At 53.2% G+C, this 17,826-nt stretch carries 19 protein-coding genes; 13 read left to right on the forward strand and 6 right to left on the reverse strand.

Features of this window, described 5'->3' with window-relative positions; genetic code table 11:
* The first annotated feature begins 109 nt into the window (after positions 1 to 109).
* From DEP07_RS04880 to purU, 10 genes are all read left to right on the forward strand, one after another.
* The gene (locus DEP07_RS04880) at positions 110 to 583 is read left to right on the forward strand and encodes a DinB family protein (RefSeq protein WP_217022196.1); all 474 of its coding nucleotides are present in this window, start codon (positions 110 to 112) and stop codon (positions 581 to 583) included.
* Positions 584 to 693: 110 nt separating this feature from the next.
* Complete coding sequence (locus DEP07_RS04885) at positions 694 to 2,100, forward strand: amino acid permease (RefSeq protein ID WP_173596664.1); 1,407 nt, start codon at positions 694 to 696, stop codon at positions 2,098 to 2,100.
* Between the two features lie 107 nt (positions 2,101 to 2,207).
* A complete protein-coding gene (locus DEP07_RS04890) occupies positions 2,208 to 2,726 on the forward strand; it encodes a DUF402 domain-containing protein (RefSeq protein WP_122964342.1) in 519 nt (172 codons plus the stop codon).
* Between the two features lie 249 nt (positions 2,727 to 2,975).
* Positions 2,976 to 3,710, forward strand: a complete 735-nt coding sequence (pyrH, locus tag DEP07_RS04895) for a UMP kinase (protein WP_122964343.1) — start codon at positions 2,976 to 2,978, stop codon at positions 3,708 to 3,710.
* 287 nt (positions 3,711 to 3,997) lie between these two features.
* Complete coding sequence (locus DEP07_RS04900; protein WP_287102201.1) at positions 3,998 to 6,196, forward strand: DNA topoisomerase III; 2,199 nt, start codon at positions 3,998 to 4,000, stop codon at positions 6,194 to 6,196.
* A 276-nt stretch (positions 6,197 to 6,472) separates the two neighbouring features.
* Positions 6,473 to 7,663, forward strand: coding sequence for an HlyD family secretion protein (locus DEP07_RS04905; RefSeq protein WP_122964345.1), 1,191 nt, complete (start codon positions 6,473 to 6,475; stop codon positions 7,661 to 7,663).
* Positions 7,660 to 8,418, forward strand: coding sequence for an ABC transporter ATP-binding protein (locus DEP07_RS04910; RefSeq protein ID WP_173596665.1), 759 nt, complete (start codon positions 7,660 to 7,662; stop codon positions 8,416 to 8,418). Before DEP07_RS04905 ends, DEP07_RS04910 begins: the two co-directional genes overlap by 4 nt.
* Positions 8,415 to 9,554, forward strand: coding sequence for an ABC transporter permease (locus DEP07_RS04915; protein ID WP_287102202.1), 1,140 nt, complete (start codon positions 8,415 to 8,417; stop codon positions 9,552 to 9,554). Before DEP07_RS04910 ends, DEP07_RS04915 begins: the two co-directional genes overlap by 4 nt.
* Before the next feature lie 17 nt (positions 9,555 to 9,571).
* Positions 9,572 to 10,243, forward strand: coding sequence for a TetR/AcrR family transcriptional regulator (locus tag DEP07_RS04920; protein ID WP_122964348.1), 672 nt, complete (start codon positions 9,572 to 9,574; stop codon positions 10,241 to 10,243).
* 112 nt (positions 10,244 to 10,355) lie between these two features.
* Positions 10,356 to 11,252, forward strand: coding sequence for a formyltetrahydrofolate deformylase (gene purU, locus DEP07_RS04925; RefSeq protein WP_287102203.1), 897 nt, complete (start codon positions 10,356 to 10,358; stop codon positions 11,250 to 11,252).
* A gap of 149 nt (positions 11,253 to 11,401) precedes the next feature.
* Here the strand turns inward: purU and DEP07_RS04930 are convergent, their stop codons facing one another.
* The 3 genes from DEP07_RS04930 to DEP07_RS04940 all read right to left on the reverse strand — a co-directional run bounded on the left by DEP07_RS04930 (position 11,402) and on the right by DEP07_RS04940 (position 12,685).
* Positions 11,402 to 11,716, reverse strand: a complete 315-nt coding sequence (locus tag DEP07_RS04930) for a DMT family transporter (protein ID WP_122964350.1) — start codon at positions 11,714 to 11,716, stop codon at positions 11,402 to 11,404.
* Positions 11,716 to 12,054: a DMT family transporter gene (locus tag DEP07_RS04935; protein ID WP_063230881.1), complete on the reverse strand. Its 339-nt coding sequence runs from the start codon at positions 12,052 to 12,054 to the stop codon at positions 11,716 to 11,718. The genes DEP07_RS04930 and DEP07_RS04935 overlap by 1 nt, the downstream gene beginning before the upstream one ends.
* A 61-nt stretch (positions 12,055 to 12,115) precedes the next feature.
* On the reverse strand, positions 12,116 to 12,685 hold the full coding sequence (locus DEP07_RS04940) for a TetR family transcriptional regulator (protein ID WP_122964351.1): 570 nt from the start codon (positions 12,683 to 12,685) through the stop codon (positions 12,116 to 12,118).
* Positions 12,686 to 13,006: 321 nt separating this feature from the next.
* Here DEP07_RS04940 and DEP07_RS04945 point away from each other — a divergent pair, with 321 nt between their 5' ends.
* Positions 13,007 to 13,396: a hypothetical protein gene (locus DEP07_RS04945; RefSeq protein WP_274874375.1), complete on the forward strand. Its 390-nt coding sequence runs from the start codon at positions 13,007 to 13,009 to the stop codon at positions 13,394 to 13,396.
* A 30-nt stretch (positions 13,397 to 13,426) separates the two neighbouring features.
* The gene (locus tag DEP07_RS04950) at positions 13,427 to 13,939 is read left to right on the forward strand and encodes a hypothetical protein (protein ID WP_173598541.1); all 513 of its coding nucleotides are present in this window, start codon (positions 13,427 to 13,429) and stop codon (positions 13,937 to 13,939) included.
* 81 nt (positions 13,940 to 14,020) lie between these two features.
* Here DEP07_RS04950 and DEP07_RS04955 read toward each other — a convergent pair whose 3' ends face one another.
* On the reverse strand, positions 14,021 to 14,941 hold the full coding sequence (locus tag DEP07_RS04955; protein ID WP_281868639.1) for a LysR family transcriptional regulator: 921 nt from the start codon (positions 14,939 to 14,941) through the stop codon (positions 14,021 to 14,023).
* Between the two features lie 125 nt (positions 14,942 to 15,066).
* On the opposite strand from DEP07_RS04955, the gene DEP07_RS04960 reads away from it, so the two are divergent.
* Complete coding sequence (locus tag DEP07_RS04960) at positions 15,067 to 16,287, forward strand: MFS transporter (protein ID WP_122964355.1); 1,221 nt, start codon at positions 15,067 to 15,069, stop codon at positions 16,285 to 16,287.
* Here DEP07_RS04960 and DEP07_RS04965 read toward each other — a convergent pair.
* On the reverse strand, positions 16,250 to 16,945 hold the full coding sequence (locus DEP07_RS04965) for an alpha/beta hydrolase (RefSeq protein ID WP_122964356.1): 696 nt from the start codon (positions 16,943 to 16,945) through the stop codon (positions 16,250 to 16,252). The genes DEP07_RS04960 and DEP07_RS04965 overlap by 38 nt on opposite strands.
* A gap of 190 nt (positions 16,946 to 17,135) precedes the next feature.
* The gene (locus DEP07_RS04970; protein WP_063230888.1) at positions 17,136 to 17,792 is read right to left on the reverse strand and encodes a CoA transferase subunit B; all 657 of its coding nucleotides are present in this window, start codon (positions 17,790 to 17,792) and stop codon (positions 17,136 to 17,138) included.
* Positions 17,793 to 17,826 lie beyond the last annotated feature (34 nt).

Genomic DNA, 17,826 nt, shown 5'->3' on the forward strand with positions numbered 1-17,826 from the left:
ATGGGTAGCCTCCTACCCGATCAGGTTTATCCGTTACCGATAGCACGAATGCGAACATATGTGCTAATATAAAAGGAATGGGAAACTTTTCTTGCGGGAGGTATCGGGGATGAAAGAGCTGTTTGCCTATAACTGGCTGGTGCGGGATGAATGGTTTGCATGGTGTGCCAAGCTGCCGGACGAAGAATTGCTGCAAAAAAGAGTCGGCGGAGCGGGGAGCATCCTGTACACGCTGTTTCATGTAGCTGATGTGGAGTATAGCTGGCTGCGCGGTGTACAGGGGAAGCCCGATGTCCAGTTGTCCTACGAGGAGCATCAATCGCTTGGGCAAATCAAAGCGCTGTCAGACGAGTGGCGAGAAGAGCTGCGCGAGTTTCTGGACAGTTGGACACAAGCCAGCGAGACGGAGCCTGTGCGTGTGGAATGGAGCACGGAGGAATACGTCAAAGGTGAAATCTTGCGCCATGTGATCGCTCACGAAATTCACCATATGGGGCAGCTGTCTGTTTGGGCAAGAGAGCTTGGACGTCCTCCCGTCTCTGCCAATTTCATCGGCAGAGGGCTTATGCGGAGCAACGGCTAAGCGCTGAGCGCAATCCCGCTTGGGAAAGCATGCATAATTTTCCTCCTGCCTGCTCATACTCCAACTGTTTCGATTGCAGCTGGAATGTCCGGGCGGGAGGTACGCACAATATGGCGTTAAAAGAACAGTTATTGAGGAAAAAGTCGATTGAAAGCTTGCTCGCGCAGGTAGAGAGCAAGCATGGAGCGCTGAAAAAATCGCTGGGCGCGTTTGATTTGACCATGCTTGGCATCGGGGCGATTGTCGGTACAGGCATTTTTGTGCTTACAGGAGTGGCGGCGGCTGAGCACGCTGGCCCTGCACTGGTTTTGTCCTTTGTCTTGTCCGGGCTTGCCTGCGTGTTTGCCGCTTTGTGCTACGCCGAGTTCGCCTCGACGGTTCCTGTATCGGGGAGCGCCTATACTTACAGCTATACGGCTTTTGGCGAACTGGTAGCCTGGATGATCGGCTGGGACCTGATCTTGGAGTACGGGGTAGCTTCGGCTGCGGTGGCGAGCGGCTGGTCGGGATATGCGCAAGGACTGCTTGCCGGTTTTGGCATTCATTTGCCTGTAGCCTTGACCAATGCATTCGACACTTCCAAAGGCACGATCATTGATTTGCCAGCGGTCATCATTATTTTTGTCATTACGCTTTTGCTTATGAAGGGGACGCGAGAGTCAGCCAAGTTCAACACGGTCATGGTGCTGATCAAGGTGGCGGTCATTCTCCTGTTTCTCATTGTCGGGATCGGCTACGTCAAGCCGGAAAACTGGAGTCCGTTCATGCCGTTTGGCTTTGCCGGGGTAGCGACGGGCGCTGCTACTGTCTTCTTTGCTTTTATCGGATTCGACGCAGTTTCTACGGCTGCCGAGGAAGTGCGCAACCCGCAGCGCGACATGCCGATCGGAATCATTACTTCGCTTCTGGTGTGCACCTTGCTCTATATCGCCGTCTCCCTGACGCTGACAGGCATCGTGCCTTATGACATGCTGAACGTGAAAAATCCGGTAGCTTTTGCTTTGAATTACGTCAAGCAGGACTGGGTGGCTGGCTTCATTTCACTCGGGGCGATTGTCGGCATTACGACGGTACTGCTGGTGATGATGTACGGACAGACCCGGCTGTTTTTTGCCATGAGCCGTGACGGCTTGTTGCCCGCTGTGTTTTCACGGGTGAACCCAGAGACGCAAGTGCCGCAAAAGAGCACAATCATCGTCGGCATTCTCGTCGCCATTTTCAGCGGATTGTTGCCGCTTAACAAGCTGGCTGAACTGACGAACATCGGAACGCTGTTCGCGTTTATTCTCGTTTCCATCGGTGTGGTTGTGCTGCGGAGGACGAATCCGGAATTGCGGCGCTCGTTTCGCACGCCGCTTGTTCCGCTCGTTCCGATTTTGGCAGTGCTGTTCTGCGGCTATTTGGTGTATAGCTTGCCGTCTATTACCAAAATCGGCTTCATCGCCTGGCTGATTGCTGGCGCGATCGTCTATTTTTTGTACGGACGCAGGCACAGCCATTTGCGGGATGGCAAATAGCGACAGATGAGGCATGTTCTTGCGGGAACATGTCTTTGTTTGCATCTGACAAAACCATCCAATTCGTGGTAGAGTAAAAGGAACCAAAATGACGAGGAGCACTGGCCATGAAGCGAAAACGAGCAGACCGACCTGGATGGAGACGCGTCAAGCGAATGGGCTATCAGGAAAAGTGGGTAGAGGCTTTGTCTTTTTCCGGGTATGCTGTTCGTTTGACTCTGGACGAAGTAACGGAGCCTGCCTACATGCCTGTTGGGGAAAAGCTGCTGTGCGTAGGCGACAGAGGGTATGTGTACCTGCAATACTTTCCACATGAAAAGCCTTATGCCGTCACGAAGATGATGGACGAGCTGGGAAATACCGTCCAGTGGTACATCGACATCTGCAAGGCGCATGGCAAGGATGAGAGCGGTCATATCTGGTATGACGATCTTTACCTCGACATTGTGGTGCTGCCGCAGGGCGAAGTGTATTTGCTCGACCAGGATGAACTGGATGAAGCGCTGCAAAAAGGTGTGATTGACAGCGACGAGCACAGCTTCGCTACCGAGGTTGCCGATCAGCTCCTGCGGGATATTTTGGCTGGTAAGCGAGATGCTTTTGATTTTCCGAATTTCTTTGCATAATGGGCAAGACGTGCATAAAATGAGGATGAGTTCCAGACCATTTTACGATGAAGATGAAGGAGGGGGAATCCGAATGACAATGCCAATGCAAAGCAAGCAAGTCCAATTCCCCTGTATTTTGTGAAGAACGAAGGCTGTCATTGCTTTCGTTCTTTTTTTGAGCCGTAAAAGGGGATGGAGGCGAGCAGGGCATCTATCGCTATCGCTTGTTTGGAAGCAAAAGAAAAAGCGGATTGAGGAGGAGACGCCATGAGGTATAAGCGGGTGTTGGTCAAATTGAGCGGTGGAGCGGTTGCGCAGGAGAACGGGTTTGGATTTGATCCGGTTCAGTTGGAGCATATCGCGGGGGAAATTTATTCTTTGCTGGACATGGGCGTCGAGGTCGCAATCGTCATTGGCGGCGGCAACATTTTCCGGGGAAACATGGCGGACCAGTGGGGGATCGAGCGGGTCGAGGCAGACAACATCGGAACGTTGGCAACCGTGATCAACAGCCTGATGCTTCGCGGGGTGTTAAAGGCTCGCGTCAATACGGAAGTCCGGGTCATGACAGCTGTGCCAATCAATGCGGTCGCGGAACCGTATATCCGCCTGCGCGCCGTGCATCATCTGGAAAAGGGCTACGTAATCATTTTTGCTGGCGGAAACGGTCAGCCGTACGTAACGACAGACTATCCAGCGGTGCAACGCGCCCTGGAGGTGGAAGCAGATGCGCTGCTGGTGGCAAAGCATGGAGTAGATGGCGTGTACACGGCCGATCCGCGCAAAGATGCGACCGCACGCCAATATGTGGAAGTATCGTTTGACGAGGTAGTCCGGGAAGACCTGCGCGTCATGGACCAGTCCGCGATGATTTTGGCGAGAGATTACGGCTTGCCGCTGCACGTCTTCAATTTCAACGAGCCTGGAGCGATGGCGCAAATCTGTCGCGGAGAGCAGGTCGGAACGTTTATCAGCAAAGACGGCAGAGCCGTTTACAAGTGATAAGACAATATAGGGCAAAACGAAGTAAGGCCGCTCCTTTTTAAAAAAGGGCGGCTTTTTTTAGTGAGGCAGTTTCTTTTGTTTTGCGAATGAACAGGAAGCATGGAAGGTGATGACGTGGAGAAAAGCACTTTTTACCACTGAAAATTGAGCTTAGCGAACTATCAGATGAAGAAGAAAGCACCGGAAATGACCCCCTTAGGAAAAATAACCAGCAGATAAAGTCCTCCCGCGCCGGTTTTTTGTTTAGAATGGAAAGATAGCGACTGATTGAAAGGGTGTCACAGATGAGCAAAACACTTGTGCTGGCGGAAAAGCCGTCCGTCGGGCGAGATATCGCGAAAGTATTGCAATGCCAGAAAAAAGGGAACGGTTTTCTGGAAGGTGATAAATATATTGTGACGTGGGCGTTGGGGCATCTGGTGACGCTGGCCGATCCGGAGGTTTACGGGCAGCAGTTCAGCTCCTGGCGCATCGAAGATTTGCCGATCATGCCGTCGCCTTTGAAGCTTGTCGTCATCAGGGAGAGCAACAAGCAGTTCCAGACTGTGAAGCAGCAAATGCGGCGCAGCGACGTCTCGCAAATCGTCATTGCAACCGATGCCGGGCGCGAAGGCGAGCTTGTCGCCCGCTGGATCATCGAGATGGCCCATGTGCAAAAGCCGATCAAGCGTCTGTGGATTTCTTCCGTGACCGACAAGGCGATTCGCGATGGGTTTCGCAATCTGAAGGACGGCAAGCAGTATGAAAATCTGTACGCCTCCGCAGCCGCTCGCGCAGAAGCGGACTGGCTCGTCGGCATCAATGCGACCCGCGCCTTGACAACCAAGCACAACGCCCAACTGTCGTGCGGCCGCGTCCAGACGCCTACGCTTGCGATCGTGGCTTCCCGAGAGGAAGAAATTCGCCGCTTTACGCCCAAGCCTTTTTACGGCCTGAGAGCTGTAACAGACCAGGCGATCTCGCTCCAATGGCAAGATCAGAAGACGAAAGACATCAAAACGTTTTCCAAAGAGAAGGCAGACCAGCTGCTCGCCTCCTTGAAGCAGGAAAAAAGCGCGGAAGTAAGCGAAGTCACCCGCGCACACAAAAAGACGTACGCTCCACAGTTGTACGATTTGACTGAACTGCAAAGGGACGCCAACCGGATGTTCGGCTATTCGCCAAAAGAGACGCTGTCCATCATGCAGAGCCTTTATGAGCATCATAAAGCCGTCACTTATCCGCGCACCGATTCCCGCTATCTCTCGGCAGATATCGTAGAGACGCTGCCAGACAGAGTCAAGGCGGTGCAGATGAAGCCGTACGCGCCACTCGCAGCCAGAATTTTGCGGTCGCCGATCAAAGCGGCGAAGTCGTTTGTCGATGACAGCAAAGTATCTGACCACCATGCGATCATCCCGACAGAGCAAGCGGTGTTTCTCGGGGATTTGAGCGACAAGGAGCGCAAAATTTTCGACCTGGTCGTCAAGCGCTTCCTTGCCGTGCTTTTGCCGCCGTTTGAATACGAACAAACCACGATCCAGGCAAAAATCGGCGGAGAGTGGTTTGTCGCCAAAGGCAAAACGGTGCTGGCCCAAGGCTGGAAAGAAGCGTACGACCACGATGTGGCAGACGAAGAAGGTCAGGATGAACTGAAAGAGCAATGGCTGCCCAAGATAGAAAAAGGCGATCGCTTTCAGATTCAAAATGTGGCGCAAACAAAAGGCGAGACGAAGCCGCCGGAGCCGTTCACAGAGGCAAGCCTGCTGTCCGCGATGGAAAATCCGGCCAAATACATGGCAAACGAGAGCAAAGAGCTGATCAAGACGATCGGAGAAACGGGCGGGCTTGGTACGGTCGCCACGCGCGCAGATATTATCGAAAAGCTGTTTAACAGCTTCCTGTTGGAAAAGCGGGGCAAGCATGTGTTTGTGACGGCGAAAGCCAAGCAGCTACTGGAGCTTGTTCCCGACGAGATGCAATCGCCTACTTTGACCGCCCAGTGGGAGCAAAAGCTTGCCGCAATCGCCAAAGGCAGCTTGAACAAGCGAGCGTTTATCGAGGAAATGCGAACGTACGCCAAAGAAGTGGTGCAGGAAATCAAAAACAGCGACAAAGCCTTCCGCCACGACAACCTGACGAGAAGCAAATGCCCGGAGTGCAGCAAGCTTTTGCTGGAAGTCAACGGAAAGCGCGGCAAAATGCTCGTCTGCCAGGACAGGGAGTGCGGCTATCGCAAAAACATTTCCAAGCAGACAAACGCGAGATGCCCGAAATGCCACAAGCGGCTGGAGATGCGCGGCGAGGGAGAAGGGCAAATGTTTGTATGCGCGTGCGGGCACAAAGAGAAGCTGTCTACTTTCAAGGAACGCCGGGACAAGGAAAAGGGCAGCAAGCTGTCCAAAAAGGAAGTGGCCAACTACTTGAAAAAGCAGGAGCATACCGACGACGATGGCATCAACTCTGCGCTGAAAGACGCTTTGTCCAAATTCAAGTTCGAGTAATCGCAGCACAACTCGCAAACGCCCAGGTCGCATTCATGGACCGGGGCGTTTTTTCTTTGAGTAGCGAAAAAAAGCGATTGCATGTCGGGCGGAAGGGGCATATACTCAGAGTATAAAAGTGAGTAATCACTCGCTTTTATGTTTTGCAAAATGATAACCAGCCATCATGGATAAACGAATCCCCCATGAACATGCAAAAGCAAGCGAAAACGCGCTCTTTTTTTACACATCAGTAAAAGTGAGCGCTCACTATTATACGAAACGAGGAGATGTTGCATGAAGCGTATTTTGCGCACGGTATGGATCGGCAGTCTGGCTCTTGCCTTGTCTGGTTGCGGGCTGTTCGGCGAAAAGCAGCCGTCTTTGTCCGGAACGATTGAAGCAGACGAATGGCCTGTCGTGGCAGAAGTAGGCGGGACGGTGACGAGGGTGATCGCCGAGGAAGGAAGCACGGTGAAAAAAGGCGAAGTGCTGGCGGAAATCGATCAGCGCAGCTACCAGATCAGCGTCGCAGAAGCGAAAGCAGCATTGGAACAGGCGAAAGCCAAACTGGAGGAAGCGAAGGCAGGCTCCCGCGACCAGACGATTCAGAAGGGAGTGGCAGCCGTCCAGCAAGCGAACGCCAACATCCGCTTGGCACAGGCCAGAAGCAGCCAGGCCGAAGCGGGGATTGCCAGAGCGAGACAGCAGTTGGCGCAGGTCGAGGCGCAGCGCGAGGGAGCAGAGGAGACGCTGCATTTTCAGCAAAAACGGCTTCAGGAAGTGACGGCTCTGTACGAAAAAGGCGCGATCTCGCAAAAAGACCTGGACATGCAAAAAGAAGCGGTGAACCAGGCGACGACGCAGCTGAACCAGTGGACGGCACAAGTGGCGCAAGTCAAAGCGGCGTACAGCTCGGCAGAGGAGGAGGCAGCTGCGGCGGCAGCCCAGATCGGCACAGCCAAGGCGCAGGAGCAAGGGGCGCAGGCAGAGCTTGATTTGGCCCGGGAAGGCAGCACGGTCTATACGATCCGCGCTTTGCTTGCCGCGCAGGAGCAGGCTCAGGCCAGGCTCGACCAGGCGATGCTGCAACTGGACAAGACCCGGGTAGTCGCAGCAGAGGACGGCGTGTTGTTGCGGTCCTCCGTCGAGCAGGGCGAAGTGGCGAAAACCGGAGCTACGCTGTTCACGATGATGAAGGCCGATCAGCTCAAACTTGTCGTCTACATCCCGGAAGCGCAGCTGAATCGCGTGCAAAAAGGGCAGGAAGTCGGCATACAGGTGGACGCGTATCCGAACGAGACGTTTAAAGGGACGATCAGCCGGATTTCGGAAAAGGCGGAATTTACCCCGAAAAATGTGCAGACGCAAGATGAGCGGACGAAGCTCGTTTTTGCGGTGACGATTGACGTGGCAAAAGGGCAGGAGAAAATCAAGCCGGGGATGCCAGCAGACGTGCTGTTGCCAGAAGGAGAGAACGCCCAATGAACGTCGCCATTGAGTGCCAGCAACTGACGAAGCGTTTCGGAGAGCGCATCGCCGTCAACCAGCTGACTTTGACAGTGCCAAAAGGTTCGATCTACGGCTTCCTCGGCCCGAACGGCTCGGGCAAGTCGACGACGATTCGCATGCTGTGCGGGCTGATGACGCCCACGACTGGCAGCGGCACGGTGCTCGGCTACGACGTGATGACACAGAGCGAGGAGATCAAGCAGCGAATCGGCTACATGTCGCAAAAGTTCAGCCTGTATGAAGATTTGACAGTGGAAGAAAATCTCGATTTTTACGCGGGCGTGTATCAGCTTGGCGCAGCAGAGCGCAAGCAGCGAAAAGCCGAGCTGATCGAGATGGCTGGTTTGACGGGACGCGAGAAGCAACTGGCAGGCTCGTTGTCCGGCGGCTGGAAGCAGCGTCTTGCCTTGTCCTGCGCTTTGCTGCACAAGCCGGAGCTGTTGATTTTGGATGAGCCGACCGCGGGAGTCGATCCGGTGTCCCGGCGCATTTTTTGGGACGTCATTCACGAGCTGGCGAAGCAAGGAATTACTGTGCTTGTGACCACGCACTACATGGATGAGGCCCAGACGTGCGACTGGATCGGCTTCATTTTCTTTGGCAATTTGCTTGCCGAAGGAACTCCCGGGGAATTGATTGAGCGCATGGAAGCGAACAATCTGGAGGACGTGTTTATCGAGCTGGTACGGCGGGAGGAAGCGAGGCAGGCAGCAGAGGGGGGAGCGCGATGAAGCGGTTCGTCTGGGAGCGCTACTGGTCCGTCGTCAAAAAAGAAGTGATCCAGATCAAGCGCGATCGGCCCAGTCTGGCGATTGCCCTGGTCATGCCGCTAATGCTGCTGTTTTTGTTCGGCTACGCCGTCAATACAGACGTGAGCGACATCAAGATGGCAGTCTGGAATCAAAGTCCTTCTGCGGCAAGCCGGGAGTTGGTCGAGCAGTTTGTCCACACGGAAATTTTTCAGGCAACAGCCAGTGTCAGCGGGTACCGCGAGCTGGAAGCGATGCTCGACGAAGGCACGGTGGACGTAGGCTTGGTGATCGGGCCGGACTACACGCGCAAAAAAGATCGGGGCGAGCCAGCCCACATCCAGCTGCTCATTAACGGCTCTGATCCGAATATCGCGCGCACCGCCATGTCCAACGCCCAACTGATCGTGCAGCATCAGGCGATCGCGCTCCAGGAAAAAAATCTGCAAAAACAAGGGCTGGGCGAGCTGCAACTGCCGCTTGAGCTGGATACACGGGTGCTGTTCAACCCGAATATGGAAAGCATCGTCTTCAACATCCCGGGCTTGATCGGGCTGATTATGCAAAATGTCACGATGATCTTGACCGCCTTTTCACTCGTGCGCGAAAAAGAACGGGGAACGATGGAGCAGCTCGTGGTGACGCCGATTCGTCCGTTGGAGCTGATGCTGGGCAAAATTACGCCGTACGTCGGTGTCGGCCTGTTCTCCTTTTGTCTCGTGCTCCTGGTCGGAACAGCCTGGTTCGGGGTGCCTGTCAAAGGCAGCATCGGCTTGTTGGTGGCCTTGTCAGTCCTGTTTCTCGTGACGACGCTGCTCCTTGGGATTTTTATCTCTACGGTAGCGAAGACACAGCTGCAAGCGATGCAGATGGCTTTCGCATTCATTCTGCCCAGCGTGCTTTTGTCCGGCTTCATGTTCCCGCGCGATTCGATGCCTGTCGTGATACAATGGTTGGGCGGGCTGGTCCCGTTGACTTATTTTCTGGAAATTCTGCGCGGAATCTTTTTGAAAGGCGTGGGCGCCGAGGCGCTCTGGAAAGACATCGTCGGGATGGGAGCATTCAGTCTGCTGATTTTGGCTGTCGCCATCGGAAGGTTCCGCAAGAAGATTGAATAGAGGAGCGTACGTGACGTATGAACAAGCCGCCATCGTTTGAAGAGGGCCTGTTGCAATATGTGGAGGAGCTGAAGGACGAGAGCGAGATGACGGAGAAGCAGCGCAATATTTTGCGAGCCTCTGTCAAGCTGTTTGCGGAAAAAGGATTTCACGCCAGCTCAACCGCGGAGATCGCCAAAGAGGCAGGAGTGGCCGAAGGAACGATTTTCCGTCATTACAAATCGAAAAAAGACATCTTGCTTGCGGTTGTCGCCCCTGTCCTGGTGAAGTTCGCGGCACCGTTCATCTTGAAGGACTTGCGCGAGATTTTCCGGGAGCAGGCGCAAAAGCCGTTCGGAGAAATCGTGGCGGAGCTGTACCGCAATCGCTTGAATCTGGTCGGTGCCAACGAGAAGCACATCCGCATCTTGCTGCAGGAGGCGTTTTTCCATCCGGAGATTCGGGAAGCGCTGATCGCGACCGTATTTGAAGACGCAAAAGCAATGGTGCAAAAGCTGATCGAAGCCAAAATCGACGCGGGCGAGCTGCGTCCACTGCCGAGCCAGGCTGTGTTTCGGGTCGTGCTGTCTTCCTTGATCGGAATGGTGCTGTTCCGCCAGGTGCTGGACAAGGAAGATTACGCCTATTATAGCGATGAAGAACAGATCGCTTTGACCGTAGATATTTTGTTGAACGGAATTGGCAAATGAGATTTTATCGATAAGGGAACGTTTTCTCTCTAATTGGCTGTAACAGAAAGGCCGCAAAGTGGTATAATTGCAAACAACTTTTTGCTGTTTGCTTTTGGAGGAGAGAGAAACCATGCATTTGTTATCAGAGAGAGACTGGCTCGCGTATCGGGAAAAAAACAAAGACCGTGCGCGCACGCTCATTTCCTGCCCGGACCGCGCGGGAATCGTGGCGGCTGTATCGAACTTTTTGTTTCAGCAAGGCGCGAATATCGTTCAGTCTGACCAGTACACGACAGACCCGGAAACAGGCCGCTTTTTCATGCGGATCGAATTTGATCTGATCAACCTGGAGGAGCGCTTTGAAGCGATCAAGGCCGAGTTCAGTCAAGTAGCGGAAAGCTTCAGCATGGACTGGTCGCTGGTGGAAGCGAACAAGCGCAAAAAAGTCGCGCTGTTTGTTTCCAAGGAAGATCACTGTTTGCTGGAGCTGCTCTGGCGCTGGAAGTCCGGCGAGCTGCACGCAGACATTTCGGTGGTTGTCAGCAATCACCCGGACATGCAGGAGACGGTGGAGTCTTTTGGCATCCCGTACCGCTGCATCCCGGTGACGAAGGACAACAAGCCGCAGGCTGAGCAAGAGCAGCTTGAGGCGGCGGAGGGCGTCGATCTGATCGTCCTGGCCCGCTATATGCAGATCTTGTCTCCGCGTTTTCTCACAGACTACGCGATGCGGATCATCAACATCCATCATTCGTTCCTCCCGGCCTTCGTGGGAGCGAAGCCGTACGAGCAGGCGTACCGCCGCGGCGTGAAGCTGATCGGGGCGACGGCGCATTACGTCACCGAGGAGCTGGATGCGGGGCCGATTATCGAGCAGGACGTGCAACGCGTATCGCACCAGGAAGATGTAGAAGCGTTGAAGCAGCTCGGACGCCAGGTAGAGCGCACCGTATTGGCGCGGGCTGTCCGCTGGCATCTGGAAGATCGCGTACTGGTTTACGGCAACAAGACGATCGTTTTCCCGTAACAGGTTGAATCAATCAGTTATTCAGCAGGATCAACAGGAAAAAGCTTCCCCAGGCAGGGAAGCTTTTTTGTTTGGCGCGTTAAAGGCGATGTCCAAAGGGGGAAGAAGTCTCGCTTCGACGACCGTTTCTTTTAGGCTTAGGGCTTAGGTCAGGAAACAAGCTTCAAACCAGTCACGCCCACGATAATCAGGAGCAAACTGGCGATACGGGCCACGCTTCGCGACTCGCCGAAGAAAATCATATTGAGCAAAACAGCGCCCGCCGTACCGATCCCGATCCAGACGGCATAGGCCACGCTCAGTTGCAGGTAGTTGAACGCCTGGTACAGAAAAGCGAAGGACAGGGCGAACCCGCCTGCAAACAAAGCGGTATGGAGCGCGTTCTTCTTTTGACTGAACAGCTTCAAGCCTACCACTCCGACGATTTCACAACTAGCAGCGAGAAAGACAAACAGCCAACCCATTATTGATGCACCTCTTTTTCTCCTCGATTGTCAGCCAGCTTCAAGCCGATGACTCCCAGCACGAGCAGCGCGATGAAGAGCAGTTTCAGCACGTTCATGCTGCCGCCGAACAAAAAGAAGTCCATGAGCACGGTTCCGACAGAGCCAGCGCCTGCAAAGATCGCGTATACGGTACCTGTCGGCAAGCCTTCACACGACTTGGTCAAAAAGTAGAAGTCGACAATAATCACGGCCACCAGCAGTGCCCACTGCCACAAAAACTGGGCGGTACTGAAGCCGTACACCCAGACCATTTCCAGCAAACACGTCATCATCACATACATCCAGTATTTTCTCATCTTCTATACACCTCGAAAAATGAATGATATTCAGTCATTTTCCCTCAAAAGAAAACATACTTTACGGCCGCAAAGCATGTTCCAGGAGGGTCAGCAATTCAGCTTTTTGTTTGGCCTCGTTATCAGCGTCGTACCCCGCGTACAGGTAGACTTGCTCGGCCGCAGACTCGATCAGTCCGATCAGCAGCTTCGCGGCAAGAGCCGGATTCAGCGTGTCGCGGACAAGCTTGCGCTTTTTGTCCGCTTCCAGCATGGAAGCCACCAGATCGTACAGGGGAGTGTAGATCGTCTCCCACTGGCTGATGTGTTCCGTCGTAGACAGGCCCGCGTAAATTAGGACGGAAACGTCGCGGTATTCAGCGGTAACCTGGAAAATGGCATCTACGAGTTGGCTCAGCTGCTCTTGCAAGGGAGCTTCGGGAGCAATCGCCGCCTCGATCTTTTTCATGAATTGCACGACCATCTGCTCGGCGATGGCAGGCATGACAGACAGTTTGGAAGGGAAGTAAAGATAAAACGTTCCATGCGCGATGCCCGCTTTTTGGGCAATGTCGGCGATCTTGGTTTTTTCGATGCCTTTTTCCTTGAACGCTTCGATGGACGCTTGAATGATCTTTTCCTTTTTATCCATGAGTCCGACTCTCCAATCGAAAATGACTGATTATCATTCATTTTAGCGGAAGTGCTTTTTGAAAGTCAAGTATCTGAAAACAGATAATCGGGAGAAAGAACCTAATCATAAAGAAGTAAGCTACTCTCTAATTTTCAATATTAGTTAAGTATTTGATGAAACAAAATTTTAAAAAAGGGCGTCAACTAATTTAGAAGGAGTATTTAAATCTGGGAAAAGATTGAAAAATACAAAATTAATATTTTTATTGATTTGATGCTAAATTGACAATAAAATTTACATATAAAACCATTTTTGTAACAATAAGAGGTGTGAAGTCTAATGAAAAAGATAGCAGCTTGGGTATTGAGTTTAGTTTTTATTTTCTCAGCTACTTCAGCTTTTGCTTCGTGGGGAAGTGACACTAGAACAAAGTGTGGAAAGACAGGTGGATACCCAGAATTTTATTGCAAGGGAATAACTGACTCTGAAGACGATGATTTGTGGGGGAAATCATATATTGAAGTTTATCGTGATGGGAAATATATTGACAATGACTCTTCAGCGAAAGTTAGCATGAAATATGGAAACGAAGCTGAGGCAATGGTTGAAGCAGCGAAATCTTCCAAAGGTGAAAACTTTATCGAAGGATATACCACGCATAAATGGTATAGATCTAAAACTGAAGGAGCATTCGATCAACTTGACACTCGGGATTACTATCCGCATTAATAAAATTTTGAAAAAAGGTGATGATACGAAATGAAAAGAAAAGCAATTGTTTCTTTGTTAGTTGTGGCGGGGATTGCTGGCGCTCTTGGATCTTTTGCTCTGGCTGGTGAAAAAGCTACTCCCAGCAAGCCGCAAAAATTTGTAGCTGCAGAAAGCACCCGACCTGCTGAATTGAATGAAAAACTTCAGAAATCATGGGAAGTATCGATTAACAAGTTTGATATTGATACCGACCAATATACTGCTTACGATTATTTCGATAGAAAAGTCATTTTAGAGCAATTACCGGCAGAAGAGAGAATGAGTTACTCTGATGCTATTCTCCAAGCTGTTAACAGTGTGCGAAAAGAAGGCGACTTGATGCCCATGCTTCTAGTTAAAGATGATTTAAGCGAAACGATTATCGTCTTTCAACGAAAAGATGGAACGGGAACTTCTGTTGAATTAGTCTTGAAAGAGCAGGACAGCAATAAAAATAAAAGCCTGAGGTCAGAAAGTGAACAGCAGCGATCTTGGGCTTTAACATCTGTGGAGGAAAAGTAGACCAGCATCCTCAATAAAGGAACGTTTAAGCCACAGCAATAGCCTTAATCCAATCAAAAGCTGATCCATTACAGTAGCTTTTTACTGAGGATCAGCTTTTTTATTTGAAACGGCGCCCTTCCCCAATACCCTCTCCAAAAACCGCTCCACCACAGGACGATGGCTGCTTTCCCCTGCACGCGTGCAGATGTAGACCGGGCGCTTGATCTCGACGCCGGGCACGGTTACGCGCCCGATTTCGTTGCGCTCGACCATTTCCTCGACAGCAAGCGCCGGGGCCAGCATCGTTCCGTACCCTGCACGTACAGATTGGATCGACTCGATCAGTCCGTGGTATTGCAGCCCGACCCGCGGGCGTCTGACGCCGTGCTCGCGGCAGAGGGAGAACAGCCATTCGCGCGTGGAACTGCCTTGTTCGCGGAGCAAAAAAGGTTCCTGGACGAGCTGCTCGATGCTGATTTCTTTGCCTGCCAACGGATGGGCTGCGGGGAGGATGAACCAGTAGAGCACATCTGTCATGTGGACGCGATCGATGGGCAGATCATCCTCCCACGCTTCTTTGATGACGATGGCGAGGTCGACCTGGCAGCTCAGCAGTAGCTCAATCGATTGCAGCGAATTGCGGGTGCGGATTTCCACGTCGACATGCTCGTAGTGCTGTTTAAATTCAGCCAGCCACTTCGGGACGAGGTAGTTCGAGGGCAAGTAGGTGGAAGCGATGCGCAGCTTGCCTTTTTCGCCCTGTCTGATCTCGGCCAGCTGGGATTCGATTTCCCGTTCCCAGTCGTAGATGCGGCGCGCTTTTTCAAACAGAAACCGCCCTTCATCGGTGAGCGAAATTCCCCGCCCGTCGGGAGCGAGCAGCGATAAGCCCAGCTCGTTCTCCAGTTTGCGGATTTGGGCGCTTACGGCAGGCTGGCTGATCGCGAGCGCTTCTGCCGCGGCAGTGACACTTTGGCGTGAGGCGACTTCGACAAAAATGCGCAAGGCATGCAGGTTCATTTGGCTGCTCGCTCCTTCATTCATAATCATTACTTATGAATCGTGTATGAATATGTATTAGATCGGATGAATGATTCCTTGTATGGTAAGCGATAGAAGGCAAGGAGTAAAGGAGCAAACAAAAGATGAGAGAAATCAGCGGGAGAAGGCAAGTCATCGCTGTGGCTTTGATCACAGCGCTTTGCATGCTGGGGGATTCCATGCTGTACGTGGTTTTGCCGCTCTATTGGAAGGAGGCCGGGCTGGACTCGCTGTGGGAAGTAGGCGTGCTGTTGTCGATCAACCGCTTGATCCGTGTTCCGCTCGGCCCGCTGGTCGGAAAATGGTACGAACGGACAGGCGGGCGTGCCGGGCTGGTGGTGGCGGTCATTTTGGCTTTTGTGACGACTTTGTCGTACGGCTTTCAAGGTTTTTGGCTGTGGCTGGCGATGCGCTCCTTGTGGGGTGTCGCCTGGACGTTTTTGCGGCTGGGGGCTTACTCGTTGATTGTGACGGTGGCGGAAAGACATAACCGTGGACAACTGATGGGGTTGTACAACGGCTTGTATCGTCTGGGCAGCCTTGGCGGGATGCTCGCCGGAGCGCTGTTCGCCACCTGGTACGGCCTGTTGCCTGCTGCGCTCGTGCTCGCCTGCTGTTCGCTTGTTGCCCTTGTGCTCGTCTTCCTGTTTATTCGCCCGAGCTTCACCAACCAAACGGCGGTAGATGTGGAGGAGACAGGGGCGTCACCGTCACGAAGTTTGTGGCGGCAGGCAAGCATACAAAAGACCATGCTGACCGCGCTTTTGGTCACCATGGTGTATCAAGGGATGTTTGCCTCGACATTGAGCAGGCTCATCGAGCAGCGAACACCGCTGCTTGTGCTTGGGGGCTTGGTACTGGGAGCCGCTGTTCTTTCCAGTCTGGCCCAAGGCGTTCGCTGGTGCTGGGAACCGTGGGCAGCCCCGGTAGTCGGCAGGCTGGCGGACCGATACGGCCGGAGAAAAATGTTCGTCGCGACCCTTTTGACAGGCTCGCTCCTGTTTGCCTGCATTCAGGGCGGTCTGCCTCTGGAGGCGTGGCTCGCGGTTTTGCTCGGCATCCAGTTGACGGCGACGATCATCACGACCGTAATGGATACGCTGGCGGCCGACGAAGCAGCCGGACAGACAAACAGCACGGCCGTGATGACCTGCTACTCCGTCATTACCGATCTCGGAGCGGCGTTGGGCCCGCTGATTGCGTTTTGGCTGGATGAGCACGCGGGCCTGCCCGTCATGTACCTCGGACTCTCGATTGCGCTCTTCCTGATCGCGCTGTCTTGGAGCGTCAGACGAGGGCAGGGGAGTCAGGGAAGCGTTCCTTGAGCGTCGCGAGCACATCGTGAATCGCCGCTTCCTTGTCCGGGCCGTGCAAAAGCATGTGATTCGAATGCTCGTACCAGGTGATTTGCGGCGAAGCGGATTGGTCCACGCTGGTTGCGAGCAGTTGCGCGCTGACGGCGTGGACCGTATCGTCGCGCATCGCTTGCAACAAGTAATACGGCGTCTTCACCTGGCGCAAAAGCGGCTTTGTTTCGGACAACAGTCGGCGAAACTGGAGCATGCTGCTGACCGGGATGCGGCCGATGCTTCTTATGTAGCGGCGCGAATGGGTGGGGAAGTCTTCGCGCAAATAGTGCAAGGCTTCTTTTACATCCCAGTATTTATATGGCGTGTTGATGGTGATTAACAGCTCGACAGGGTAGCGGGTCGTCAGATGAAAAGCGAGCAGGCCGCCCATGGAAAAGCCGATGATGACGATCGTCTCGGCGCGCATGGACAGGCGCTTGTAGCCTTCTTCGGCAGAGCGAAGCCAGTCGTTTCGCGTGCTCCGTGCCATTTGGCGGCGAGTCGTCCCGTGTCCTTCCAGAGTAGGGCATTCCACCTGGTAGCCAGCCTCGCGCAGCACTTTGGCGAGCGGCAAAATGTCGTTGATGTCTCCTGCGAATCCGTGGATGAGAAGACAACCGACTGTTCCTGACATCTTGATCTCTTCCTCTCAAATGTTGGGAATTTGGTTTTGTGTACGTATTATATACCGAATGAGGGAAGGAAGCGACTGCGCGGGTGCAGCTCTCAAAGAAAAGACCCCGTCACCTGTGCGGTAGCCGGGGCCGAGGGTATGGCGATGATGCATCTGCGCTTCATTTTTCGGCGCAGGAGAGCAGACAAAGTTACAGACCGATCGTTTTCAGCTCAGGCGAGATGATCAGCTTCGGCTCGGTGCATGCCTGGATGTCTTCCGCGGTGTAGCCTTCCGCGACTTCGACCAGAACGAGTCCATCCGGTGTGACATCGAGGACGGCTCTGTCCGTGATGATGCGGTTGATCACTTTTTTGCCTGTAAGCGGGAGCGCGCATTGGTTCAAAATTTTTGTCTCGCCATGCTTGTTGACATGGTCCATGATGACGACGATTTTTTTCGCCCCATGCACCAGATCCATGGCTCCGCCCATGCCCTTGACCATTTTGCCCGGAATCATCCAGTTTGCCAGGTCACCCTCGGCGGAAACTTCCATCGCTCCCAAAATGGCGAGGTCGATGTGGCCGCCGCGGATCATCGCAAAAGATTCCGCGCTGGAAAAGTAAGCAGCGCCCGGTATCGCCGTAACGGTTTCTTTTCCGGCATTGATCAGATCAGGATCAAGTTCGTCTTCGGTCGGATAAGGCCCGATGCCGAGCAACCCGTTTTCCGATTGCAGGACGACAGTTTTTCCTTCCGGGATGTAGTTGGCAACCAGTGTAGGCATCCCGATTCCCAAGTTTACGTAAAAGCCATCCTCGATTTCTTGTGCAGCACGAGTGGCGATTTGCTCACGAGTAAGCGACATAATGGTTTCCTCCCTAAAAATGAGCTTGTATGTG

The sequence above is a fragment of the Brevibacillus sp. genome, from assembly GCF_003521185.1.
GTDB classification, from domain to species: Bacteria; Bacillota; Bacilli; order Brevibacillales; family Brevibacillaceae; genus Brevibacillus; species Brevibacillus parabrevis.